Below are 24,832 nucleotides of genomic sequence, written 5' to 3'. Positions count from 1 at the left end.
GGAGAGGGCTGGATGAAGAGACTTCGCATGGCTGTGGTCGGCGACAATTGCATTGACAAGTTCCTGCCGCCGATCGGCGAGGCGCTGGTCGGCGGCAATGCGGTGAATGTCGCGGTGCAGCTCGCAAAGCTAGGCCATGATGCACACTACTTCGGCGCCGTCGCCCCGGATGCCGATGGCGAGCGGACGCGAACTGCACTCATCGAGAATCGGGTTGACGTGGCGCATGTGCAGGAGCGACCCGGCAAGACCGCCCATACCGACATCGAGGTCCTGTCATCCGGCGAGCGCGTGTTTCTGTTCGAGGATTTCGGCGTCTGCGCCGGCTACCGGCCGTCGGATGCTGATGTCGCCGCGCTGAAGATCATGGACCACGTCCATATCGGCTGGCTCGATGATGGCGGCGCGCTGAGACGCACGCTCGCCGCAGCCGGGGTCAGCGTCTCGCAGGACATATCGGTCAACGCCGATCCCGCCAATCTCGGCATCGAAGGCCTGACGATCGCCTTCGGCTCGGCGGGTGAGGACGATGCAGCCGTCGAAACCACGATCGGCCGCTTTCTTTCCGCCGGTGTCCGGGTCGCTGTGGTGACCCGTGGCGCGAAAGGTTCGGTGGCGGCGACGCTTGAGGAGCGGGCGGAAACAGGCATCAGGCAGGTCGGCGTTATTGATACCACCGGCGCGGGCGACAGCTTCATCGCGGGATTTCTGTCCGTGCATATCGGCGGCGGATCGTTGCAGGAAGCGGTCGAGGCCGGGCGCGACCGGGCAGCGCTCGCCTGCAGCCATGTCGGCGGCTTTCCACAGAAGCCGACGGCCTTGTGAGGCCCCGCCAGCGGCAAAGCAGCCTTCCGACTCAGCGGACATTGAAGCGACCGAAACGCTCTTCGATGCGCGACTGGGTGTATTCGAGCCCGATGGAAAGCAGCCAATAGATCATGGAAGCGGTGATCAACATTTCGATATGGCGGAACTCTGTCTGTCCCATTGTGCGGGCGAGATACATGATCTCCCAGACGCCGACGACCGACACAAGCGAGGAATCCTTCAGCATGGCGATAAACTGGTTGCCCGTGGGCGGGATGATAATGCGCATGGCCTGCGGCAGGATCACCAGGGCCATGGTCTGACCGGGCTTGAGGCCGAGTGCGGTCGCCGCTTCCGATTGCCCCCTGTCGATGCTCTCGATGCCGGCGCGGAAAATCTCGGTCATATAGGCGCCGTAGCAGAGCGAAAGCGCGAGGATGCCCGCCGGTATCGCGCCGATGACATAGCCAACCTGCGGCAGACCCAGATAGATGATGTAGATCTGCATGAGCAGCGGCAGGCCGCGAAAGAGCGAGGTGTAGAAGGTCGCAAGCCCATAGATCACGCCGTTGCGCGAGAGCTTGGCGATGGCGCCGGCCAGCGCGATGACCGTGGCGACTGCAATCGAGATCGCCGAGATGAAGAGCGTGGTCGTGACGCCCTGGGTGATGAGGAAGCCGATCTTCTTGGCGATGAAGGTGAAGGAGAGATTGAAGGAATAGAAGAAGAGCATCAGCAGGACGAAGAGTTCGATCCACACGCCGATGATCTGCCAGCGGCGCGGCAGGAGCCGCAGCAGCTTCCAGTTGGCCGCGAGAATCAAGGCAATCAGCAGTGAGGAGACGAGGCGGCTGACGACAGGATTGTCCGTGACCCATGGCGCGCTCAACGGCAGCAGATGGCCGAGCCAGCTCGAACTGATGCCGATTTGGAAGAGCCCGACCGTGATCGACAGAACAATCAGCGTCACGCCGAGGCGCCTGGCGGTATCGGGATAGTCGAGGATGAGTCGAGCCAGCATGCGCTGTGTCCCTTGGTTCAGGCAGTGCGTTCGCGCCACCAGTCCTGTGCTTGAAGTTTCCAGTAGGTGAGCTGCGCCACGGCAAGACCGGCAGCGCCACCGGCCCAGACCAGTCCGAATGGCGAAAACAGCTTGTAGCGGTCGCTCTGGCCGAGGATCGCCTCGGCCACGAGTTTGCCGCCGATCGCCGTCGTGTTGAGCCCATGGCCGCCGAAGGCCGTGCAGTGCCAGACGCAGGGTTCGACCTCGCCGATCTGTGGCATCAGGTGGCGGGCATAGGACATCAGGCCCGACCAGGCGAGTTCCGTCTTGAGACCCGAGAGCTGCGGATAGGTGCCGGTCATCTCGCGGCGGAGTTCCGCGACGACGCCCGCGGTCGAGGCTGCGCGGGTGGTGATCCGGCCGCCCCAAAGAATGCGTTTGCCATCATCCACCAGCCGATAGTAATCGCCGGCGCGGCGGTTGTCGCCGATCGCATCGCGGGTGGCGATCGCCGAAGCGATGAGATCGGGTGCTTCCTCGCTGACCATGACATAGGTTGCGATGGGCAGGAAGGCGCGCTGCAGCCGCGGCTCCAGGCTGCCGGTGTAACCGCCCGTCGTAAAAACCACGTGCCGGGCTCGGACTTCGCCGCCCGGTGTGCGCACGCGCTTCTCGGCGCCGGAAAGGCTGGTCGAGGTGGCTGCTGACCCTTCAAAAATCTTGCCGCCAAGCCGCTCGATTTCGGCAGCCATGGCGCGAAGATAGTTGAGCGGATGCATGTGAAAGGCGTTGGGATTGCGCAGCGCCTGGAAGTATCGCTGCGACTTCAGCACGGCCCGCACCTGCTCGGTCTCGAGATAATCGAGTTCGTACCCGTAGTCCTTGAGCAACTGCTCGCGATAGGCCTTGAGCGAGGCGCCATCGTCATAGCGTAGCACGCTGGTGATGCCGGGCTGCGGCGCGGCACTTTCGATATTGAGATCGCGGATCGTGTCGCGGATGAATTCGACGCCCTCGACCGAGAGATGGAAAAGCTTTTTGGCGGCTTCCTTGCCGGCCATCCGGGCGATGTCATCGCTGCCCGTGGCAAAGCCGGGGGCTACGAAACCACCGTTGCGGCCGGAGGCGCCGAAGCCCACGATCTCGGCTTCCAGCACGACCACTTTCTGGCCGGCGCGGACGAGTTGCAAGGCAGTTGTCAGACCAGCGAGCCCGGCGCCGATCACGACCGTGTCGCAATCTTCAGACCCAGCTAGGGAAGACCGCGACCGGTCTTCGGCAATGGTTCGTTTGTAATAGGTATCGGGATAGGACATTGAATGCTCTTCGAAATGAAAGGCACGGGCGGGCAAAACCGCCCGTGCGACGCCGCAAATCAATCGGCGCTATAGTCCTTGCCGTACCACTTGGTGGTCAGGGTGGCGAGGGTGCCGTCCTTCTTCATCTCGGCGATAATGCCGCCGACCTTGGCGGTCCAGTCCGGGTCGACTTTTTCGGCGATCACGACGAGCGGCTCGCGGAAGGCATATTCGCCTTCGATGACGCGGACCGGATAGCCGTTCTTGATCGCGTTTCTGGCCGTCTGCTCCGGCGCGATGACGGCGGACAGGCGAATGCCGTCGCCGAGGCGAAGGTCGTCGAAAGGCAGCATGGAATCGGCGAATGTGCGCACTTCACCGGGCTCGAGCTTGTACTCGATCGGTGGAATGCCCGGCGCATCTATCTCCAGGCGGCGATTGATGAAATCCTCCGAGGTCGTCGCTGTCTCGACGCCGATCACCTTGCCGTTGAGGTCGGTGACCGTCTTTGCGGTGTTGTCCTTGTGCACGACGTAGACGTAGGGGCTGTAGTAATAGACACCGACGAAATCGATCACTTGGGCGCGGGGCTTGGTCGGCGTCACCGAGCCGACGCCGAGATCGTAGCGGCCCTGCCAGCGTCCACCGGTGAGCGTTGCCCATTCCGGCGTTTCGAAGCTGACCTCGACGCCGAGGCGCTTGGCGATCTCGCGCGAAACATCGATATCGAAGCCGACCATCTGGTTGCTGTCGTCAAGATAGCTCTGGGGCGGCCAACCGCTGTTGGTGGCAACGACCATTGCCTTCTTTTCCATAACGCGATCGAGCGTTGCCCCAGCTTGAGCCTGCGTCGATAGCGTCATTGCGGCCGCGCCGAGCGCGAGCCATGTCAAAAGTCTCCTCATCGAAATCCTCCTTTTCGATCAATCATTCGTACAGAAATGTAAGATGTCTGACAACATTAGATGAAAGGAAACTTGAGACCCTGTCAAGGGCGAGTCGACGTGCCGCGTACATGATTAGGCGCTTCGCTCCTCGTCGAGCCTGTCACGCAGCATGCTCCAAGGCAGCAGTATATTGGGTGCGTGCTTGAGAATCCCGTGAAAGGGGATCTCTCTTGGAGGGGCATAAGGGATCGGCAGGTCGTCGGCCGGTGTGACGGACGCCCAGTCTGCGATTTCCCGGCCGAGCGCCGTGGTCAGCGCGATGCCGCGGCCGTTGCAGGCAAAGCCGGCGATCAGGCCGGGACCGAGGTCGACCAGATGAGGCAGGAAATCGGGTTCGACCGCGGCCATGCCCGACCAGGCGTAGGCGATCGGTGGGATGTCGTCGAGTTCCAGCATCGCGGCCAGACGCCGATGGATGGTGCGCGGCACGCGCGTCTCGGCACCCGGACCGAAGACATGCATGCCCCCGCTGATGAGGCGGTTCTCAACATCGAAGCGGAAGGTGAAGAGATTGCGGCGGGTATCGGACACCGACTGGTTGCCGCGCAGGAGGCGCTTCCTGACCTCGCGCGGCAGCGGTTCGGTGGCGATCTGGAAGACGCGGAGCGGGAAGTAGGTTCGGGAAAGTCCGGGCTGTAAATCGCCGCCATAAGCATTGGTGGCGATGAAGACCTTGCCGGCGCGGACGATACCCGTGGCCGTTGTCAGGCTATATCCGCCACCGGTGCGGGATATCGCGGTCACCGGGCTCCGTTCGAAGATGCGCGCGCCGGCGGCCTCGGCGGCATCCGCCAGACCGCGCGCATAGGCAACGGGATCGAGCACGCCGCCCGAACGGTCCGTCCAGCTTCCGGGATAGCCCTTGGCACCCGTGACGCTCTCGGTCTCCGCCCTGTCCATGACGACGACCGGGCGGCCGCGACTCGCCCACTGGGCGGCGCGTGATTTGACCTTGTCAAAAGCTACGGCGGAATGGGCCGGCTGGATCCAGCCGCTTTGCTCGGCCTGGCATTCGATGCGGTGACGACGGATGAGATCGAAGACGAGATCGGCGCTGCTGCTTGCGAAGCGGATCAACCGCTCGCCGCGTTCAGTGCCGAGCTCGGCAATGATGTCGTCGGGATCCTTCTTGGCAAAGTTCGGCACCACGAAACCGGCATTGCGGCCCGTCGCCCCCCAGGCGATGATCTCGGCCTCAAGCAGCACGACCGACAGGCCCTTCGCGGCCGCATGCACGGCGGTCGACAGGCCGGAAAAGCCGCCGCCGATGATGGCGAGGTCCGCGTCAACGGATTCGGTGAGCGGCGGGCGTTTACGGTAGTCTCCGCCGATCGCGTGCCAGAGCGAAATCGCGGTCATGAGGATGGACCGGAAGTCTCGGCAGCGGGCTTCGGGGCCTGGCGTCGGCGTTCGACAAGGTTGCCGAACAGGCCGTTCGGTCTGATCAGCAGGATCACGCAGAGCATCACGCCGATGGCGACGATCTGCAGTGCTGCGGCGCGGGCCTGCTGGTCGGCGGGCGCAAGCGAGCTGACGAGGGCGCCCGATCCGGCCCAGATCGCCCAGACCAGCACCGACCCGATGACGGCGCCGCGATTGCTGCCCGATCCGCCGACGATCAGCATCACCCAGACCTGGAAGGTCAGCATGGGCGTGTAATTGTCCGGCGCAATGAAGCCGATGAAATGAGCCTGGACAGCGCCGGCGAGCCCCATCAGCGCCCCGCCGACGGCGAAGGCCTGGACGCGGTAGAAGCGGGCGCTCTTGCCGAGCGAGATCGCCGCCCGCTCATCCTCGCGCAGCGCCTTGAGGACGCGGCCCCAGGGGCTGCGCGCGAGGTGCTGGAGGGCTAGGTATGCGACCAGGGTCACTGTGGACACCACGGCGAGATTGGCGAGGTTGAAGTAAAATGGCGTCTCGGCAAGCGTCGCGAAGGGCCTTGGAATGAAGCCGACGCCGAAGGCGCCCCCCGTAAAACTCTGCGCGTTCAGCGCCACCAGCTGAACGACGACAGCGACGCCGAAGGTGGTGATCGCGAGATAATCCGATTTCAGCCGCAGGGTGGCGAAACCGGTGATCGCCGCGGCGATGCCCGCCACCAGCATCGCCCCCAGCCAGCCGGCAACGATCGGCAGACCGAAGCCGCCGAACCGGACGGGATCGTCGGGCGTGGTCATCAGCGCCGACGTATAGGCGCCGATCGCGACGAAGCCGGCCACCCCGACATTGAACAGGCCGGTGAGTCCCCATTGCAGGTTCAGCCCGAGGCTGATCAGGGCGAAGACAAGCGCCGTGGTGAGGAAGAAGGCGACATATCCGAGAAGATCGATCATCGTTCCCTCACTCCGAAAATTCCGATCGGCCGTACGAAGAGCACTCCCATCAGGATGATGAAGGAGATCGCGGCGCGCCATTCAGCGCCGATCAACTGCACGGCGGCGGCTTCCGCGAGGCCGATGATCAGCCCGCCGAGAACGGCACCCGTGACTGAGCCGATGCCACCGAGAATGGCTGCGGCAAACATCGGCAGCAGCATGTCGAAGCCCATCAGCGGCCGGACCTGAACCAGGATGCCGATCATGACGCCGGCGACGCAGGCAAGCGCCCCGCCGAGCAGCCAGGTGACCCGGACGACCCAGGCGACATCGATGCCGACGACCCGGGCAAGCGCCATGTTCTGGCTGACGGCCCGCATCGATCGCCCCGTCTGGGTGCGCGTCATCAGCAAGTGGGTAGCGGCGACCAAGACGGCGGTGACGATGAGAAGTGCGATCTGGTCGGGCGTGACGCGGATGCCCAATCCTACCGGCATCGCCATCTGGATCGCCTTGCTGAAGTAGGCCGGCCGCGAGGTGAAGATGAATTCGAGCAGGCTGCGGAGCGCCATCGAAGCACCGAAGCTCGCCATCACGACGATGATCGCCTGTCCGCGTGCCCTAAGGCGGGCAAAAAGCACGATGTCGAGCGCCAGCGCCAGCAGCCCGGTTATAATAGCGCCGGCGATCGTGGCGACGATCAGCGGCCAACCGAAGGAGAGCGCGCCGATCGGCGCGAACTTGCCTGATATCGCGCCGATGGCGCTGACCACGGCCAGCGTCGCATAAGTGCCCCAGGCCATGAAGTCGCCATGGGCGAAGTTCGAGAAGCGAAGGATGGAATAGGTTAGCGTGACGCCGATGGCACCGAGGCCGATCATCGAGCCTGTGAGCAGGCCGTCGACAATGAATTGCAGGTTCATGGCTGGCCTCCCGACGGCTGGTGGGCGCGCTGGCCGAGATAGAGTTCCGCGACGACGGGATCGTTCCAAAGCTCCGAGGCCACGCCCTCATGCTCTTGCCTGCCCTCCACCAGCACATAGGCGCGGTCGCCGATCGCGAGCGCCGCCCTGGCATTCTGCTCGACGAGCAGGATGGTCATGCCCGCGCGGCGAATGTCGCTCAGCATCGCGAAGACCATGGAGACGAGCTTTGGCGAGAGGCCGGCCGAGGGCTCGTCCAGCACGAGCAGCTTCGGCTCGACGATCAAGGCGCGGGCGACGGCGAGCATCTGCCGCTGGCCGCCCGAGAGATTGCCGGCGCTGCTGCGGCGGAAGCTCCTGAGGTCGGGGAATGTCTCGTACATGCGCTCGATGCGCTCTGCCGCGACCTTCGGCTTGAGGATGCCGCCGGCGGTGCGCAGATTGTCCTCGACGCTCATCAGCGGAAAAATGTTCTCGGTCTGCGGCACGAAGGCGAGGCCCCGGCGCACCATCTGATGAGCGGGCAGCGTTGTGATATCGTCGCCATCGAGCAGGACCGTGCCGCCAGAGACCGGAACCAAGCCGGCGATCGCCTTGATGAAACTCGACTTGCCCGCGCCATTGGGGCCGAGTACGACGACGATCTCCCCGGGATCGACACGGATCGACGCGCCGCGCACGATCGGCACACCGGGCTCGTAGCCAGCGACCAGGTTGGACACATCGAGCACAGGGCGCGTCATGCCGCGCCCCCGAGATAGGCCTCGATGACGCGGGGGTCGCGGGCGACCTCGCTTGCCGTTCCCTCGGCGATCAGTTGCCCGCTCGCCATGACCAGGACGCGGTGGCAGAGGCGGGTGACCATATCGATATTGTGCTCGATGAGAAGGAATGTAACGCCGCGCGCGTTGATCTCGCGAATGCGGTCCATGATGACTTCGAGCAACGTCGCGTTGACGCCCGCCGCCGGCTCGTCGAGAAGGATGATCGCAGGGTCGGCCATCATCACACGCGCCAGTTCGAGCAGCTTGCGCTGGCCGCCGGAGAGCACGCGCGCCGGCTCGTGGGCGAGACGCGAAAGCAGCAGGAGATCGAGCAGTTCCATCGCCTTCTTCTCGGCCGCGCGCTCCTCGGCGGCGACGCGGAAGGGATTGAGGAAATTGGCGAGCAGCTTCTCGCCGGCCTGGTTCTGCGCGGCGAGCATGACGTTTTCCACGAGGCTCAGATTGGCCAGCGGCCGCGGGATCTGGAAGGTCCGTCCGAGGCCGCGACCGATGCGACGATGCGGCATCTCGCGCGATACGTCGATGCCACCAAGCATGATCTGGCCCGACGTCGCTGGCAGGCTACCGGCGAGCAGGTCGAACATCGTGGTCTTGCCGGCACCATTCGGACCGATCAAGCCGAGGATTTCGCCGTGGCGGACGTCGAAGGTGACGTCGTTGACGGCATGAAGGCCGCCGAAACGTCGGATGACGTTCCTTGCGCTCAGCACGGCGGAACCTGGCGGTTCCAACTTTCTTGCTTCCCCTGCGCCCATCTAACCCTCTGGCCGAAGCGTTTGTCGCCTCGTGATTTTTGATTTGTGATCACACTTGCAATGATCACAATATTAAGCTTAAAATAATTGGCAAGGAAAAAATTGCGAGGGAAACAGGACGCGATGCGACCAGCCGTAGCCGACAAGAGCAACGACCTCTCTTCCGCCCAACTGATGCCGGTGGGCCGCGAGACCGTGCAGGATCGGGTGTATTCCGAGCTGCGGCGCGCGCTGATCGGCGGCATGTTCGAGCCGAGCCAGGTGCTGACGATCCGTGGTCTCGCCGATGCGCTCGCCACCAGCACCATGCCGGTGCGCGAGGCGGTCGGCCGGCTGATCACGGAGAAGGCGCTGGAGGCATTGCCGAACCGCTCTGCCCGCGTGCCGCCGATCACGATCGAGCGCATGGCCGATCTTCTGCGCACCCGCATCCTGATCGAAGGCGAGGCGATCGCACTCGCCACCGAACGCATGACCGGGCCGGATTTCGCCCGTATCGAGGCGCTGCTGCACGAATGGGACGAGATGCGCGCGCTCAAGCAGCCCAAGGACGTCGACCGCGAGGTGACGCTCAACCAGACATTCCACTTCGAGATCTATCGCTCCTGCGGCTCGTCCGTGCTGATGCCGATGATCGAGAGTCTGTGGCTGCAATCCGGCCCCTGCATCCGCGTAGCGATCTACGCCTTCTCGGAGGCGGGCGAGGTCGATACCGCCCAATACCACCGCCGCATCGTCAGTGCGCTGGCGACCAAGGATGTCGACGCCGCGCGCGAGGCGCTCGCCGCCGACATTTCTCGGCCGTTCGAATATCTGCGCAGCAAGATGCTCGCCGAGGAAAAGCTGAGGGAGACGAGCAAATGACGACCCGTGCAATCCTGATCGAAGAACCGAGATCCGGCCTTTCGGTGAAGGCGCTGCTGCTCGATGGCAAGGCGCCCGACAACGCAGCCTTCCTGTGGGAGTATCTCGCCGAACCCCGCATTGTCGGCGGCATCCATGCAATGTGGACGGGGCCGGAAATATCTTGCCCGGTCCCGTCTGATCATCTTGAGGGCGCGGCCTATGCAAAGCCGCTGCCGGCCGAGAACGCGACCCTCAATCCGCAGCCGGGCGATATCGTGCTCGCTTACGTGCCGCCGCGCATGTGGGGCGGCAATCCGAACGCGATCTTCGATATCGGCCTGTTCTACGGTGCAGGCGCGCGGATGCTGTTTCCGATCGGCTGGCTCGCCGGCAGCGTCGTCGCCCAGGTGGCGCTCGAGGAGCGGGATCATTTCGCGGCGGCCTGCGGCATCATTCGCCGTAACGGCGCCTGCGACGTCACATTCAGCCGGACGGAGGCATGAGATGAGCGCTATCGACGATGGTTTCGAGCTCTACGACCTCCGCGTCGAGGCCGTGATCCCCGAGGGCAAGCCGATCTATTGCGGCGCCAAGCCGGGCGACCATTTCGAGCTGCGCGGCGAGATGATGTCGATGCCGGCGGGACAGGGCTTCTCGATCTATTCGATCTCGGCGGTGCTGCCGCTCCTCGCCGCCAAGCAGCGCGAGACGCACCCTAACGACTGGATGACCTCGGATGCCGAGATCGCCTGTCCGGACCCAAATTGCGGCAGCCGCCTCAGGATCGTGCGACTCGGCAAGCGGCGGTTCAGTCATGCCGAGACCACGGCGGTGCCATTGCCTACTGAAAGTGAACCACGATGACCAGGACCTTCGAACTCACGCCGGACTATGCGATTTCCCGTGTCATCCGCGGCGGCTGGCAGCTCGCGGGCGGACATGGGGCGATCGATCGCGCGCAGGCGGTCGACGACCTGATCGCCGCCTTCGATGCCGGGATCAAGACCTATGACTGCGCCGATATCTATACCGGCGTCGAGGAACTGATCGGTGCTGCGCGGCTCAAGCTCGCATCGGAACGCGGGCTGGATGTCGCCGCCAGCATGAAGGTCCATACCAAGCTGGTGCCGGATCTCGAGATCCTGCCGCGCATCAGCCGCGACTATATCAGGGGTATCGTCGAACAGTCCCTGAAGCGGTTGAAGACGGAACGGCTCGACCTCGTCCAGTTCCATTGGTGGGATTACAGCTCCAAAGGCTATGTCGACGCGATGGGCTGGCTCGACGAAATGCGCGCCGAAGGCAAGGTGCGCAATCTCGGGACCACCAATTTCGATGCGCCGCGGCTGACCGAGATCATCGGAGCGGGCGTGCCGCTGGTGAGCCAGCAGCTGCAATATTCGGTGCTCGACCAGAGGCCCACGCATCATGTGGCCGAACTCGCCGCGCGCCACGGTTTCAAGTTCCTGTGCTACGGCTCTGTTGCCGGGGGCTTCCTCAGCGACCGGTGGCTCGGCCAGCCTGAGCCGGACATGCATCTCGAGAACCGATCGCTCGTCAAGTACAAGCTCATCATCGACGATTTTGGCGGCTGGGATATTTACCAGGAGTTGCTGGGGTCGCTCAGAGGCGTTGCCGACCGTCACGGCGTCGATATCGCCACGATCGCCAGCGCCTGGGTCCTGACCCGCGAGCATGTCGCCGCCGTCATCGTCGGCGCCCGCAACCAAAGCCATGCGCTGGCCAATGCAGGCATCATGGACATCGTGCTTTCCGCCGAGGATCTCGCCGATATCGGCGCCGTCATCGGTCGAAGCACCGGCCCGGAAGGCGACGTCTATACGCTGGAGCGCGACCGGACGGGCCGCCACGGCTCGATCATGCACTATAACCTCAATGCGGGGAAAAAATGAGCCAGTCGCCACTCTTCATCCGAGCCCGCGACGAGATCGTGTCGCTGCACGAATTCTTCGTCGCCTGGTATGATAAGGCGACGGCTGATGCCACAGACTTCGACCGTTTCGACAAGGTCATGGGGCCTGGCATGCTGATGATCCCGCCTGATGGCATGATGCTCGATCGCGACGCGGTAGTATCCTATGTCCGCGATAACCGGGCGACCTTCGACCGCGACTATGCGATCGAGATCGCCGATGTCACGCCCGGCTGGGAAGCCGGGAACATGATCGTCGTCACCTATATCGAAAAGCAGGAGCGCCGCGGCGTGAAAACCGCGAGGCGCGCCTCGGCACTTTTCGTTGAAAGTTCATCGGCGCCCAACGGCGTCGAATGGCGCCATCTGCATGAAACCTGGATGCAGGCGGCTGAATAGACGGGTTCGGAAACTGGGAATAAATCACACCGAAAAAGGGAACCACGATGAAGAAGACACTGATACAATTGACCGCCGCACTACTGCTGGGCGGTACATCAGGCATTGCCAACGCCGCTGACTGCAAGGTCACTGTGGGCCTGGTCATGGAACTGACCGGACCAGCGGGCGAATACGGCCAGGCCGGCGCCAAGTCCGTCGAGATGGCGTTCCGCGACATCAACGATGCCGGCGGCGTGCTGGGCTGCGATCTCATCACCGACACGCGCGACAGCCAGAGTGCGGGCAACATCGCGGTTGATGCCGCCACGCAGCTGGTTCAGGTCAAGAAGGTGCCGCTCGTCATCGGCGGCATCATTTCGTCCGTGTCGATCCCGATCCTGACCTCGGTCACCGGGCCTGCCAAGATCGTGCAGATCTCGCCGGCCTCGTCCTCGCCGACGCTGACGGCGCTCGCCCGCGACGGCAAGACCAACGGCATCTTCTTCCGCACCATCACGTCGGATGCGCTGCAAGGCATAGCGGCCGCGAAATACGCCATCGACAGCGGGTTCAAGAAGCTTGCGATCGTCCATGTCAACAACGACTTCGGCGTCAACATGGTCGCCGAGTTCTCGCGCGCTTACAAGGCGCTTGGCGGCACGATCGTCTCGGTCACGCCCTATAACGAGAAGCAGTCGAGCTATGCTTCGGAAGTTACCGCCGCGATGGGTGGTGAGCCTGACGGTCTTTACCTCGTCAGCACGCCCGTCGATGGCGCAACGATCGCGCGCACCTGGATCTCGCAGGGCGGAGTGCAGAAATTCCTTCTCAATGATGGCATGAACAGCCCTGACTTCATCGAATCGGTCGGCGCCGAATACCTCAACGAGGCGCACGGTACGTCGTCCGGCACCAACCCGACGAAGTCGACCGACTATTTCATGAAAAACTACAAGGACTTCTCCGGCATTGAGCCATCGAACCCGGCCGCCGACCGCTCCTATGACGCCGGCGCCATCGCCGGCCTCGCAATCGCGATTGCTGGTTCACAGGACCCGGCCAAGATCAAGGACGCGATCAGCAAAGTGGTCGATCCCGCCGGCACGCCGATCTATGCCGGCAAGGAGGAGTTCGCCAAGGCGCTCAAGCTGATCAGTGAAGGCAAGCCGATCAAGTATGAAGGCGTCATCGGCCCGGTCAGTTTCGACAAGTATGGCGACATCACCGGCCCGTTCCGGCTCTGGAAGATCAAGGACGGCAAGGTCGAGACGACAGGCGAGATGACCACACAACAGGTCGACGAACTGATGGAGAAGATCAACTAAGGTCACACCCGATCGAGGGGCGCCTAGCGCCCCTCGATAGACTGGCGCTCGTGAACGGCGATGTTGTGTTGTGATGATGGGCTCGCCGGTTTGAGTCCAGCGAGCCACCGTTCAAGACTTGTGATCCCGCTCAACCGCCGGAAACATAACTCACCTTACCATGCTCGCGTTTGCGCCACGTGGCGGGCGGGATGCCGATCGAGCGCTTGAACTCGCGGCTGAAGTGATAGACATCGCAGAAGCCGCAGACTTCGGCGATTTCGGACATGGCCATTCCGCTGTCTGAGATCAGTGCCTGGGCGTGCGTCAGCCGCTCGCGCAGCAGCCATTGATGCGGGCTGGTGCGGAGATGTTTGCGAAACAGGCGCCTGATATGTGAAGGGCTCAGTCCAGCTAGGCTTGCGAGATCCTTGCCGCTCCACGAACGGCCCAAATCGCCGCGCATCGCCAGCAGCACGGCGCTCAACTGTTCCGGCGATCCGCCCTGTCCATCGCCGCGCACGGCCGTATCGACGATCGAGAGAAATTCGCCGACGAACTGGTTGAGCCGGAGATCGAGACCGGTGCCGCCGCCCCGCATGGCGAGGAACAGACGGTCGAACCAGGCCTGCAGTACCATCGGCTCCGCGACGCTGACGATCGGCTCGGAATCCCCGAATATTTTCTCGCGCAGTGCCAGGGTGTTCGGTCCATCGACCCGAAACCAGCGCAAGGTCCATGGATTCTCGGGATGTGCGTAATGTGCATGTGGAAGTTCGTTGGCGATCCACGCCAGCTGCCCCGGTCCGATTTCAAACCGCCGGCCGAGTGTCTCGACGGTGCCGGCACCACTCAGGCAGAACAGGATATCCTGCCCGACATGCCTGTCCCGCACCACGCGGTAGTCCGGACCGGCCGATACCATGCCGGCCCGGACGATCGTGTAGGCGGCTGCCGTCCACATCGTGTCGGGAACATAATGCAGGCTCTCCAGGAAGGACGACTTCTTTTCCATGCGCGTTTTATATAAAGAAATGGAATTGTTTGTCCATTTCTCTCTGCCGGAACTGCGCCTAGTTTCCTCTTCAACGAGATGCGCATCCGTAACATCCATGGAACTGCCGATACCTCGGCAAGACCTGATTTTGGGAGATCATGATGCTTACGATGAATGAAGCCGAGGCCGCCGCCTATAACAGGGATGGATATATCATCCGGTCCGGCCTGCTGACCGGCGACGAGGTCGACACTTTCCGCAGCCGGGCCCGAGCCCAGCTTGAAGCCGAGAGCAAGGCCGGCGTCGTGATGGCCAAGGGCGACAAGGAAGGCAAGATGACCCTGCTGAAGATGTGGAACAAGGCCGAGGACGATCAGTACGGCTACCTCGCCCGCGACGAACGTCTGGTGGATCTCGCCGAGGATGCGATCGGCAAGCCGATCTATCTCTACAGCCACAAGATGACGATGAAGCAGCCGAACGAAGGCGGTGCCTGGGAATGGCACCAGGATTTCGGCTACTGGTACAATTACGGCTGCCTGGCGCCTGAAATGATGAGCATCTATGTCTCGCTCGACAAGGCGACCCGGGAGAATGGCTGCCTGCAGGTTCTCAAGGGCACCCACAAGCTCGGTCGCCTGAACCATATCCGCGAAAACGATCAGACCAATGTCGAGCAGGAACATCTCGAGGCGGCGCTGAAGCGCTTCGAGCACATGTACGTCGAAATGGAAGCCGGCGACGCGCTGATTTTCGATGGCAACCTGCTGCATCGCTCGGATGCCAATCGTTCGAACACCTATCGCTGGGGTTATATCAGTTCCTACAACGCGGTGGAAAATGCGCCGTTCAAGCGTGTCCGCGAATACGGCAATTATGAAGCCTTGAAGAAGGTACCGGCCGGCACGTTCCGGAACCTGCCCGAGCAAGCCGCCTGATTTCTGGCTGCCGACGATCCGAAATCCCGCTGAGGAGATGGGACAAGGAGACGAACAGGCCAGGCGCATGGCGCGCCCGGCCCACATGAGGAGGATAGGATATGGCCGATACGGTCAGGACCGGCGCACAGGCGCCAGCCGTCGACCGGTTCTCGCTCGCGCGCCTGCTGCGAGCGCGGGAAGCAGGCGTGTTCATCGCTCTGCTGGTGCTCTGTCTTTTCCTGTCGTTGGCGACGGACAGCTTCCTCACATCGTTGAATCTGCTCAATGTCGGTCGGCAGGTGTCCCTGCTCGGCATCATGGCCGTGGGCATGACCTTCGTGCTGATATCGGGCGAGGTCGATCTTTCGGTCGGCTCGACCTATGCGATGTCGGGCCTGGCGACAGGCATGCTGATCGTGCTCGGATGGTCGCTGATGCCCGCGCTCGCGGTTGGACTTGCGGTGGGCATCGCCATCGGCCTGATAAACGGCGTGCTTTCGACCTATGGGCGGCTGCCGTCGCTGATCGCCACGCTCGGCATGTTGAGTGTGGTGCGCGGCGCCGCATTATTGATGACCAGCGGCCAGCCGGTGACGGTCAATGTCCGCAAGGGTGCGGTGCCAGAGGTGTTCGATACGTTCACGGCGATGGGTCAGGGCTACCTCTTCACCGTCATTCCGATGCAGCTCGTTTTCTTCATTATCGTCGCCCTCATCGCCTGGATTATCCTGTCCTACACCAATTTCGGCTTCCGCATCTTTGCGGTCGGCGGCAGCGCCAAGGCGGCGCGCGTCTCGGGCATCTCGGTCAACAAGGTCAAGATCTGCGCCTTCGTGCTGATGGGTTTTCTCGCTGCACTTGCCGGCATTCTCAGCATGGCCTTTCTGCCGAGCGGGCAGGCCGGGCGCACCGGCCTTGGACTCGAGCTCGACGTGATCGCCGCGACTATCGTCGGCGGCGCTTCGCTCTCCGGCGGCGAAGGCACCATTCTCGGAACCATCCTCGGCGTGCTGATCATCGGCGTGATGCGAAACGGGCTGGTGCTGATGGGCGTATCGCCCTTTGTCCAGGAGCTGATGATCGGCCTCGTCATCATCATCGCGGTTGGTATCGACAAATGGAGTTCGCGAAAAGCCAGCTGAGGCGGTCAGCAAAACGAAAAACGGGAGGAACTGACAATGAAACTGAGAAATCTTCTTCTTGCCGCAGCCATTGCCCTCGTACCGGTTGCAGCACATGCCGAACAGAAGCTCGCCGATTTCAAGCTGGCGGAGCGTATCAAGGCCAAGCTCGACGCCGGCCAGAAGCTCGATCTCTACGTCTCCTATCAGGACGTATCGAACGAGTTCGCGCCCTTCCTCAAGGCAGGCGTCGAACGCGCCAGCAGCGAGAAAAACGTCAACGCCAAGTTCATCGGCCCGGTCGGCTCCGACGCGGATGGCCAAATCAATGAAATCGAGACCCTGATGGGCACGATGGATGGCCTTGCGGTTTCATCCGTCTCCACCGACGCACTCGCGCCGGTCATCGACCGCGTGCTGGCAGCTGGCATCCCTGTTGTCACCTACAATACCGACAATCCGGACAGCAAGCGCCTCGCCTTCGCCGGCCAGGATCTGGTGCAATCCGGCGTCGAGGCCGGCAAGCTGATGGCCAAGGTGCTCGACGGCAAGGGCAAGGTGATGATCGTTACCCTCGACGCCGCCGCGCAATGGTCGCTTGACCGCGAAAAAGGTGCCCGCGAAGGCCTGAAGGCCGCCGGCCCCAACATCGAGATCGTCAACACGCTGAACACGGGCAGCGATCCGCAGAAGATCTATTCCGCGATCGAAAACGCCATGCTGGCCGACCCGAGCATTACCGGCCTCCTGTCGCTCGAATGCTGCTCGACGCCGGCTGCCGGCACATGGGTCCAGCGCAACAACCAGACCGACAAGGTCAAGGTGGTGGGCTTTGACCTTCTCGACCAGACCGTGGAACTGGTCGGCAACGGCAATATCCAGGCGACCATCGACCAGGCGCCTGAAAAGCAGGGCTATGCCGCCGTCGACATGCTAGTGACATTCCTCAGCGGCAAGCCGATCGACAATCTCGATACCGGCGTCGGCATCTATACCAAGGAAAACATTGCCGAAGTGGCGAAGAAATAACCTGACGTCCTCCCAGGACCGCCGGCAGCCGCCGGCGGTCTTTCCAGAGATTGGTGAACATGTCAGGCAGTCATTCCCATATCGTCGAGATCCATGGCGTCACCAAGCGTTTCCCCGGAGTGCTCGCGCTCGACAATGTCTCGCTCGCCTTCAGGGCGGGTGAGGTGCATGCCGTCGTCGGTGAAAACGGCGCCGGCAAATCGACGTTGATGAACATATTGGCGGGTGACCTGCATCCGACCGAGGGCGAGGTGCATATCGACGGCAAGCCGGTGCGCTTCCGTTCGTCGCTCGACAGCCGCGCGGCGGGCATCGTCGTCGTCTATCAGGAGCTGGCGCTCTGTCAGACCATGACGGTGGCCGAAAACATCATGATGTCGGCGATGGCCGCACGGCCGCAGATCTCGCTGGTGCCGCGCGCGGAAATGCGGCGCGAGGCCAAGGCGGCGCTCACGCGCCTCGGCATGGGCGCGCTTGATCCGGATACCAGGGTTTCACGGCTCTCGATCGCCGAGAAGCAGCTCGTCGAAATTGCAGGCGCGATCCGCCAGAATGCCCGCGTCCTGGTGCTGGATGAGCCGAACTCCGCTTTGTCACGCCGAGAGAGCGAGCGCCTGTTCGAGATCGTCAAGCAACTCCAGGCCGAAGGCGTGACCGTCATCTATGTCTCGCACCACCTGCGTGAGGTACTCGCGATCGCCGACCGTGTGAGCGTGATGCGGGATGGCCGGGCGATCGAAACACTCGATAATGACGAATTGACGGAGAGCCGGCTTATCCGCGGCATGGTGGGCCGGGATCTCGGCACGGCACGGCCGTGGTCGCAGGATGAGTCTTCCAGGAGCATTCAGGGCGATGTCGCACTCTCGGTCCGAAACCTTGTCGCCCCCGGCATCGATGATATCAGTTTCGATCTGCGTGCTGGCGAAATCCTGGGTGTCGGCGGCCTGCCGGATTCCGGCAAGGACGGGCTTGGCGAGGCGCTCTTCGGCCTGTTCGAGCGCCAGGGCCAGGTGTTTGTCGGCGGCGAAGAGCTTCGTGCCCACGATCCCATGGCCTCCATATGCAAGGGCTTATCCTTCGTCCCCGCCGATCGCCGGGGTGCCAGTGGCCTGCTTTCGATGAGCGTCGCCGACAATGTTGTCTCTGCGTCTCTGCCGCGATTTTCCATCGCCGGCTTCCTGCAGCGGGGCATGATCCGGCGCGAGGCGCGGGCGCAGGTGGCAAGGCTCGATGCGCGCATTTCCCATCTGGCCCAGAAGCTCGGCACGCTTTCGGGTGGCAACCAGCAGAAGATCATTCTCGGCCGCAGCCTTGTCACCAATCCGCGTCTGCTGATCCTGCACGAGCCGACCCGCGGCATCGATGTCGGCGCCAAGGCTGAAATCTATTCGATCCTCCGCGGCATCGCCGGCGAAGGCGTGGCGGTGTTGCTGATTTCGTCCGAAGTGCCCGAACTGATCATGAATACGTCGCGCGTGCTCGTATTGCGCGGCGGCAAGATTTCAGGTGAACTCGAAGGCGCCGGGATCAACGAGGAAGCCGTCCTGGCGCGCGCAATGACATCATGAACGAGGGTGCGATGAAGAAACCGGAAATCACGGTCGTGGGCTCGTTCGCGGTCGGCTTGACCATGCGGGCGTCGAAACTGCCGATCTTCGGCGAGACCATGCTCGGCAGGGATTTCGACATGGGACCGGGTGGCAAGGGCTCGAACCAAGCTGTGGCTACGGCCCGGCTCGGCGCCAATTCCGCGCTCCTCGGCATGATCGGAGCCGACAAGCTCGCCGGCATCGCGACCGATCTTTACGCAGCCGAGGGCGTCGACTCATCACTGCTCTCGGTGCGATCGGAGCGCGCCACGGGCGTCGGCATGATCATCCTCAACGACAAGGGCGAGAATTTCATCATTCTCGACATGGGTGCCAACGAGCTGCTGGATGCCGCCGCCGTCGATGCAGGAGAGGCGCGCATCCGGAGAAGCGATGTTGTGATGACGGTGCTCGAAATTCCGGTCGAAGCCGCAGCGCGCGCCATGGAGCTCGGACGGCGTCACGGCGCCAAGACCATCCTCAATCCAGCGCCGGCGCGAGCACTGCCCGACGCGATCTTCGCCAATGTCGATTATCTCACGCCGAACGAAAGCGAATTGCGCATCCTGCTCGGCCTGCCGGCCGACGATCCGCGCTCGTCGCGCGAACTTGCAGGCGAGCTCCGCCGCCGGGGCGTCCGCAATGTCGTCGTCACGCTCGGACGCACCGGTGCGCTTGTTCTCACCGATGAACTCGATGTGATGGTGCCGGCGATCACGGTCGAGGTGGTCGATACAACGGGCGCCGGCGATGCGTTCAATTCGGGCTTTGCCGTGGCGCTCGCCGAGGGCCGCGACATCGTCGATGCGGTGCGCTTCGGCGTCGTCTGCGGCGGATTGGCCTGCACCCGCCTCGGCGTCATTCCCGGCTTGCCGGACCGCGCGCCCGCCGATGCACTGTTTGAAGAAGCCAGAAAAACCGTATGGAAGGACAGCCCGTGAACCGCAACCGTCTGCTCAACGCCCAACTGTCGCACGCCATCGCCTCCATGGGGCATGGCGACCTGATGATCGTTTGCGATGCCGGCTTCCCCATCCCCTCCACCACCTGGCGCATCGACCTCGCGATAACCCCTGATGTGCCCGATCTTGAAACGGTGCTGGCTCCGATCGCCGCGAACTTTATCGCCGAGAAGGTCTCCTACGCCGAGGAAATCAAGGTCCACAACAAGCCGCTGCTTGCCAAGGTCGAGCGGTTGTTCTCGGGCGCGGAATTCGCACCCATTCCGCATGCCACCATCCTCAGCGAGATGGCGGCCAAGGCCAAGGTCATCGTCCGCACCGGCGCCTTCGATCCCTGGGGCAACATCCTGCTCTATTCCGGCGTCGACGTGCCCCAGTGGTTCAACAAGCCGGGCGTCGTCGCGCCGGATTATTACGCCAGGAAGATGTAGCGCCGATGCCGCGCATCTTCGATTTCGGCGGCCGTGAGGTCAATCGCAGCCAGACCGTTGCCGGGCTCAGGGCGCTGAAAGGCAGCGGCCGGCATGCGACGCAGGTCACGGCGGAGACACCGGACGAAGCCGCTGCCGCCGAGGCCGCCGGTATCGAAATGGTGGTGTGCCGTGCTGCCAATGTGACGCGTGTGCGGGAGGGGTCGAAATCGGTGTTTGTGACCGCCGCGCTGGGCTTTGCCGAAGCGATCACGCCTGATGAGATCATGAGGACCGCATTTTCGGCAGTCACATCAGGGGCGGACGCGGTGCTCTGCAGTCGCGGCTACCAGACGGTCAAGATGCTGGCCGACGAGCAGATACCCGTCATGGGCCATCTCGGCCTCGTGCCGCGCAAATCGACCTGGCTGGGCGGTATCCGCGCGGTCGGCAAGACCGCGACCGAGGCGCTCGAACTAGGGGATCGCTTCAGGCGGCTGGAGGATGCCGGTGCCTTCGCCGTCGAATGCGAGGTGATCGCGGCGCCTGCCATGGCCGAGATAAACCGGCGCACCGGACTGGTGACCGTATCGCTCGGCTCCGGCCCCGATGCCGATGTGATGTTCCTGTTCACATCGGATATTTGCGGCGAGGCCTCACGACTGCCGCGTCACGCCCGTGCCTGGGGCGATCTTGCAAGCTTGCATGACGCCGTGCGCCGCGAACGGATACGCGCATTGTCCGGCTTCCGCTCGGCCGTGGAGACTGGCGATTTTCCCGGCAAAGCTGATGTGGCTGACATGACAGCCGAAGAGATGGAAAAGTTCCTGGGTACACTCGACAAATAGGGTCGGCTGACGGTTTATTGCGGCAGCGGTTTTGGGGGAGATCGAGCATGAATGGCAAGAAGCGTATCCTCTGTTTCGGAGACTCGCTCATCTGGGGATGGATGCCGATCGCGGAGGTCGTGCCTACGACACGCTATCCCTTCGCGGAGCGCTGGACGGGCGTGCTTGCCACCCATCTCGGCGACAGTTTCGAAATCATCGAAGAAGGCCTGAGCGGCCGGACGACGGATCTCGACGATCCCACCGATCCCCGGCTCAACGGCAGCACCTATCTGCCCTCGGCACTGGCGACCCATCTGCCGCTCGACCTTGTGATCCTGCTGCTCGGCACCAACGATACCAAGACATATTTCAACCGGAATGCCTACGACATCACGGTCGGCATGTCGAAACTGCTGCTCCAGGTCGCGACCAGCGCCGGCGGCGTCGGCACCGTTTATCCAGCGCCAAGGATGTTGCTGATGTCGCCACCGCCGCTCGCCGATATGACTGACCCCTGGCTGCAACTGACCTTCGACGGTGCGCAGGCCAAGAGCCGCGAATTGTCACGGCATTACGCGGCACTTGCCGGCTTCTTCAAGGTGGATTTCCTCGATGCCGGCGCTGTGATCGCCACCGGCGGCATAGACGGCATCCACCTGACAGCCCAAAACAATGCCGATCTGGGCAAGGCCGTCGCCAGCAAGGTACAGGCGATATTCGGCAGCAGCTGAGATCGCCCTGGCAATCGAATGGCAGAGCAAGCGTTTCCCTTGGGATCACGCGCTGGTTCGGCAGCGCCGGTGATGGAACATATGTCGCTTGCGCAACGACGGGTGCTGTATCGGCTCGGCTATTTGTATATACTTAATCGACGCTCCTTAGGGAAAGGGTGCGGCGATTGGGGGATCATGCATGGACGACGCCGACACCAAGGATGGCCCGAGTGCCGGTGGACCGTTGAGGGAACGCCTGCTTGCCGCATGCCGGCTCCGGTTTCACGGATTTGCCGTCGCCACGATGATCGCTCTGGCCGCCGCCTTCCTCTCGGAACATTACGGCGCGCCGGCCATGCTGCTTGCGATCCTCATCGGCCTCGCCCTGCATTTCCTGTCGGAAGACGAACGCAGCCTGCTGGGGCTGGATTTCGCCGCCCGCACTATGCTGCGTTTCGGCATCGCCTGCCTGGGGCTGCGCGTCAGCCTCGGCATGTTCGCTGAGCTTGGGCCGGTCATGCTCATTCTGATCGCGGTTGCGGTTGCGGGAACGATTGCCTTCGGCATCCTGGTCGCCCGGTTCGCCGGTCAGGATGCGCGCTTCGGCATGCTGACGGGTGGCGCCGTGGCAATCTGCGGCGCCTCGGCCGCCATGGCGATTGCGGCGGTGATTGCTCGCCCCGACAAGAAGGAGGCCGAGCGCGAAATGGGTTTCGTTGTCATCGGCGTGACCATGCTCTCGACGCTCTCGATGATCTTCTATCCGGTGATCGCAACGGCGCTCGGGCTGCCTGAGCGCGAGATCGGCATGTTCCTCGGCGCGACGATCCATGATGTCGCACAGGTCGCCGGCGCAGGCTTTTCAGTATCCGTGCCCGCCGGCGAAACGGCGGTCTTCGTCAAGCTGATCCGAGTGACGATGCTGGCGCCGGTGGTCCTCACCGCAGTGTTGATGTTCCGGCAAACGGCACCCGCCGGTACGCGCCGCCCGCCACTCCTGCCGGGTTTCGTGATCATCTTCATCCTGCTTGCGGCCCTCAATTCGGTGGTGACGGTGCCGCCCATCGTCTCGGATCTCGCGGGCCAAGTGTCGCGCTGGGCGTTGCTCGTCGCCATCGCCGCCGTCGGCGTCAAGACATCGCTTGCATCGATATCCAAGGTCGGCGGTCGGGCGATCAGCGCGCTGGTTGCCGATACGGTCTTCCTCGCGGTTTTCGTGCTGGTGGCCATGCTGTTGCTCGGCCCCGAACGGATCGGGGTCTGAGCGATGATATCAGGCGGGCCGTTCTCATGGAGATCCCGGCGTGCTCCGGCGACCGCCGTACTGTTCTTCGCGGCCCCCGCTCGTCATACGTGACCGGCACCGTGCTGCCCGTCGATGGCGGATGGCTCGTGCGGTGATTTCGTGCGGCGGTTCTCAAGCTTTGGGTTGATTGCGGAGGCCGACTCTAGTTCACTTGGCCAGACCCCTTGATGGAGTATGCCGATGGAAGACCTCGTCCCGCCTAAGCCGATTTCGTCATCCGATGTTCCCTGGACGGAATGGTCCGACATTCCGAACTTCGCCATGCGATACCGGCATCTGACCGTGGCCGCCATGGGCGAAGACTATCATGTCGGCGTGGCGATCGAGGAGCTCGCTCCGGGCAAGCGAACGGTGCCCGCCCACTATCATATCTTCGAGGAAGAGCATCTTTATGTGCTGGAAGGTTCGCTCACCACGCGGATTGGTGACAGCTCTTATGAGATGAAAGCCGGCGACTATGTCTGCTATCCCGCCGGGCAGCGGGCCGGGCATTGCCTCATCAACAACAGCCGGGAGGTTTGCCGCTATGTGATCGTCGGCGAGCGTAATCCCAACGAAGTCGTGGTCTATACCGATTCCAGCAAGGTTCTCGTGCGCGCCCTGGGGCGGCGGGCAATCTTCGACATGAATGCAATACGTGGCTATTGGGATGGCGAGAACACCGGCCTTCCGGAAGGCCATGTGGCACCTGCCGACGGCAAGGGCCTTGCCCCTGTTGCGCCATTCGTCGCGAAAGCGCCGATCTCCTCCGGGGATGTGGCCTGGGAAGCCTCGCACGAGAGCGAGCGGTTTGGCGGGCGCGCAAAACACCTCACTTACGCGGCCGTCGGCCGGAACTATCGCGTCGGCATGCTGATCGAATCCCCGGCGCCCGGCAAGCGGCTGGCGCCCAGGCATTATCACATGCTGGAGGAGGAGCACGCGTTGATCCTCGAAGGGCAGGTGACGCTGTTGCTCGGAGACGAACAGTTCGAAATGAAGGCGGGCGACTACGTCTGCTTCCCCGCCGGGATCAAGGTTCCCCACGCCTTCATGAACAGCGGCTCCGGGCCGTGCAGCTATCTGATGATCGGCGAGCAAAATCCGAACGAGGTTTGCGTCTATCCGGATTCCAACAAGATCATGGTCCGAGCGCTACAGTCATACGACGACATATTCGATATGTCGGCCACGAGGAATTATTGGGACGGCGAGTAGGCGCGCTGATACGCGCCTACGATGGCGTCTGCTAAACCGACAGCCCGTAGGCCTCGATCGCCGATCGTCCGAAAATCTGGTCGGTCTCACCAGCGGTCAGGTCATTCAGGCATTCGCGAAACGCGCCCATCACCTGCCGCAGGATGGGTCCCAGAAATGATGGTGTGCGTCGATCACGGGGGATGACCGCCGCGTGGTGACCCTCAAGGTCGGTGCCTATTACCAGGAGATCGTCAGGGGCCTGATCATCGTCACAGCCGTCGCCATCGACGTCTATCGCCAGAAGCGCAAGGGCAGGGCCTGATATCGCCTAGAAAGTCCGGATTTTGAAGCCCGGGCTTCCAGTTCTGCGCACCGTAAGCAGCTTTTGACATTCAACCTCAGTTTTATTGTCCTCAAGCCGCAAGCCACTGGAATTTTTCCATTTCTCCAGATACACCTCATTTTGATGTTTTAGC

General features: G+C 62.8%; 26 protein-coding genes. 17 read left to right on the top strand and 9 right to left on the bottom strand.

Annotation, left to right across the window (positions count from 1 at the left end; genetic code table 11):
• Positions 1-12: 12 nt before the first annotated feature.
• Positions 13-825: a PfkB family carbohydrate kinase gene (locus ACSQ26_RS21135; RefSeq protein ID WP_436012357.1), complete on the top strand. Its 813-nt coding sequence runs from the start codon at positions 13-15 to the stop codon at positions 823-825.
• Positions 826-856: 31 nt separating this feature from the next.
• Here ACSQ26_RS21135 and ACSQ26_RS21130 read toward each other — a convergent pair whose 3' ends face one another.
• From ACSQ26_RS21130 to ACSQ26_RS21095, 8 genes are all read right to left on the bottom strand, one after another.
• Entirely contained in the window at positions 857-1,828 is a 972-nt protein-coding gene (locus ACSQ26_RS21130) for an amino acid ABC transporter permease (protein ID WP_436012355.1), read from the bottom strand.
• Positions 1,829-1,845: 17 nt separating this feature from the next.
• Entirely contained in the window at positions 1,846-3,126 is a 1,281-nt protein-coding gene (locus ACSQ26_RS21125; RefSeq protein WP_436012353.1) for an NAD(P)/FAD-dependent oxidoreductase, read from the bottom strand.
• A 59-nt stretch (positions 3,127-3,185) separates the two neighbouring features.
• On the bottom strand, positions 3,186-4,013 hold the full coding sequence (locus ACSQ26_RS21120) for a transporter substrate-binding domain-containing protein (protein WP_436012351.1): 828 nt from the start codon (positions 4,011-4,013) through the stop codon (positions 3,186-3,188).
• A 114-nt stretch (positions 4,014-4,127) separates the two neighbouring features.
• Positions 4,128-5,414, bottom strand: coding sequence for an NAD(P)/FAD-dependent oxidoreductase (locus ACSQ26_RS21115; RefSeq protein ID WP_436012349.1), 1,287 nt, complete (start codon positions 5,412-5,414; stop codon positions 4,128-4,130).
• Positions 5,411-6,388, bottom strand: coding sequence for a branched-chain amino acid ABC transporter permease (locus tag ACSQ26_RS21110; RefSeq protein ID WP_436012347.1), 978 nt, complete (start codon positions 6,386-6,388; stop codon positions 5,411-5,413). Before ACSQ26_RS21110 ends, ACSQ26_RS21115 begins: the two co-directional genes overlap by 4 nt.
• The gene (locus tag ACSQ26_RS21105; protein ID WP_436012345.1) at positions 6,385-7,293 is read right to left on the bottom strand and encodes a branched-chain amino acid ABC transporter permease; all 909 of its coding nucleotides are present in this window, start codon (positions 7,291-7,293) and stop codon (positions 6,385-6,387) included. Before ACSQ26_RS21105 ends, ACSQ26_RS21110 begins: the two co-directional genes overlap by 4 nt.
• The gene (locus tag ACSQ26_RS21100; RefSeq protein ID WP_436012343.1) at positions 7,290-8,036 is read right to left on the bottom strand and encodes an ABC transporter ATP-binding protein; all 747 of its coding nucleotides are present in this window, start codon (positions 8,034-8,036) and stop codon (positions 7,290-7,292) included. Before ACSQ26_RS21100 ends, ACSQ26_RS21105 begins: the two co-directional genes overlap by 4 nt.
• Entirely contained in the window at positions 8,033-8,833 is an 801-nt protein-coding gene (locus ACSQ26_RS21095) for an ABC transporter ATP-binding protein (RefSeq protein ID WP_436012341.1), read from the bottom strand. Before ACSQ26_RS21095 ends, ACSQ26_RS21100 begins: the two co-directional genes overlap by 4 nt.
• 123 nt (positions 8,834-8,956) lie before the next feature.
• Between ACSQ26_RS21095 and ACSQ26_RS21090 the strand changes: the two genes are divergently transcribed.
• From ACSQ26_RS21090 to ACSQ26_RS21065, 6 genes are read left to right on the top strand one after another with little or no spacing between them, the layout of a single operon-like run.
• A complete protein-coding gene (locus ACSQ26_RS21090) occupies positions 8,957-9,697 on the top strand; it encodes a GntR family transcriptional regulator (protein WP_436012339.1) in 741 nt (246 codons plus the stop codon).
• Complete coding sequence (locus tag ACSQ26_RS21085) at positions 9,694-10,182, top strand: DUF3830 family protein (RefSeq protein WP_436012337.1); 489 nt, start codon at positions 9,694-9,696, stop codon at positions 10,180-10,182. Before ACSQ26_RS21090 ends, ACSQ26_RS21085 begins: the two co-directional genes overlap by 4 nt.
• Before the next feature lies 1 nt (position 10,183).
• Positions 10,184-10,543 carry a TIGR04076 family protein gene (locus ACSQ26_RS21080; protein WP_436012335.1) on the top strand — a complete coding sequence of 120 codons (360 nt, stop codon included), beginning with the start codon at positions 10,184-10,186 and terminating at the stop codon, positions 10,541-10,543.
• On the top strand, positions 10,540-11,592 hold the full coding sequence (locus tag ACSQ26_RS21075) for an aldo/keto reductase (protein ID WP_436012333.1): 1,053 nt from the start codon (positions 10,540-10,542) through the stop codon (positions 11,590-11,592). The genes ACSQ26_RS21080 and ACSQ26_RS21075 overlap by 4 nt, the downstream gene beginning before the upstream one ends.
• Complete coding sequence (locus ACSQ26_RS21070; RefSeq protein WP_436012331.1) at positions 11,589-12,011, top strand: DUF4440 domain-containing protein; 423 nt, start codon at positions 11,589-11,591, stop codon at positions 12,009-12,011. Before ACSQ26_RS21075 ends, ACSQ26_RS21070 begins: the two co-directional genes overlap by 4 nt.
• A 47-nt stretch (positions 12,012-12,058) precedes the next feature.
• The gene (locus tag ACSQ26_RS21065; protein WP_436012329.1) at positions 12,059-13,318 is read left to right on the top strand and encodes an ABC transporter substrate-binding protein; all 1,260 of its coding nucleotides are present in this window, start codon (positions 12,059-12,061) and stop codon (positions 13,316-13,318) included.
• A gap of 130 nt (positions 13,319-13,448) precedes the next feature.
• Here ACSQ26_RS21065 and ACSQ26_RS21060 read toward each other — a convergent pair whose 3' ends face one another.
• On the bottom strand, positions 13,449-14,312 hold the full coding sequence (locus ACSQ26_RS21060; protein ID WP_436012327.1) for an AraC family transcriptional regulator: 864 nt from the start codon (positions 14,310-14,312) through the stop codon (positions 13,449-13,451).
• Between the two features lie 143 nt (positions 14,313-14,455).
• On the opposite strand from ACSQ26_RS21060, the gene ACSQ26_RS21055 reads away from it, so the two are divergent.
• From ACSQ26_RS21055 to ACSQ26_RS21010, 10 genes are all read left to right on the top strand, one after another.
• Entirely contained in the window at positions 14,456-15,232 is a 777-nt protein-coding gene (locus ACSQ26_RS21055) for a phytanoyl-CoA dioxygenase family protein (protein ID WP_436012325.1), read from the top strand.
• A 101-nt stretch (positions 15,233-15,333) separates the two neighbouring features.
• Positions 15,334-16,356, top strand: a complete 1,023-nt coding sequence (locus ACSQ26_RS21050; protein ID WP_436012323.1) for an ABC transporter permease — start codon at positions 15,334-15,336, stop codon at positions 16,354-16,356.
• A gap of 36 nt (positions 16,357-16,392) precedes the next feature.
• Positions 16,393-17,364 carry a sugar ABC transporter substrate-binding protein gene (locus ACSQ26_RS21045; protein ID WP_436012321.1) on the top strand — a complete coding sequence of 324 codons (972 nt, stop codon included), beginning with the start codon at positions 16,393-16,395 and terminating at the stop codon, positions 17,362-17,364.
• 59 nt (positions 17,365-17,423) lie between these two features.
• The gene (locus ACSQ26_RS21040; RefSeq protein WP_436012319.1) at positions 17,424-18,935 is read left to right on the top strand and encodes a sugar ABC transporter ATP-binding protein; all 1,512 of its coding nucleotides are present in this window, start codon (positions 17,424-17,426) and stop codon (positions 18,933-18,935) included.
• Between the two features lie 11 nt (positions 18,936-18,946).
• Complete coding sequence (locus tag ACSQ26_RS21035) at positions 18,947-19,897, top strand: ribokinase (protein WP_436012317.1); 951 nt, start codon at positions 18,947-18,949, stop codon at positions 19,895-19,897.
• Complete coding sequence (rbsD, locus tag ACSQ26_RS21030) at positions 19,894-20,349, top strand: D-ribose pyranase (protein WP_436012315.1); 456 nt, start codon at positions 19,894-19,896, stop codon at positions 20,347-20,349. The genes ACSQ26_RS21035 and rbsD overlap by 4 nt, the downstream gene beginning before the upstream one ends.
• Before the next feature lie 5 nt (positions 20,350-20,354).
• Positions 20,355-21,176 carry a 3-methyl-2-oxobutanoate hydroxymethyltransferase gene (locus ACSQ26_RS21025; protein WP_436012313.1) on the top strand — a complete coding sequence of 274 codons (822 nt, stop codon included), beginning with the start codon at positions 20,355-20,357 and terminating at the stop codon, positions 21,174-21,176.
• A gap of 47 nt (positions 21,177-21,223) precedes the next feature.
• Positions 21,224-21,889 (top strand): SGNH/GDSL hydrolase family protein, encoded by a 666-nt coding sequence (locus tag ACSQ26_RS21020; protein ID WP_436012311.1) that lies wholly within the window; start codon positions 21,224-21,226, stop codon positions 21,887-21,889.
• Between the two features lie 181 nt (positions 21,890-22,070).
• On the top strand, positions 22,071-23,135 hold the full coding sequence (locus ACSQ26_RS21015) for a YeiH family protein (RefSeq protein WP_436012309.1): 1,065 nt from the start codon (positions 22,071-22,073) through the stop codon (positions 23,133-23,135).
• Between the two features lie 222 nt (positions 23,136-23,357).
• Positions 23,358-24,374, top strand: a complete 1,017-nt coding sequence (locus ACSQ26_RS21010; RefSeq protein ID WP_436012307.1) for a cupin domain-containing protein — start codon at positions 23,358-23,360, stop codon at positions 24,372-24,374.
• Positions 24,375-24,832 lie beyond the last annotated feature (458 nt).

Origin of the sequence: Rhizobium sp. LjRoot254, from assembly GCF_964254105.1 — a bacterium.
Taxonomy (GTDB): Bacteria; Pseudomonadota; Alphaproteobacteria; order Rhizobiales; family Rhizobiaceae; genus Rhizobium_E.
The sequence above is the reverse complement of the archived record's forward strand: the minus strand, read 5'-3'. Positions and strand labels throughout refer to the sequence as shown.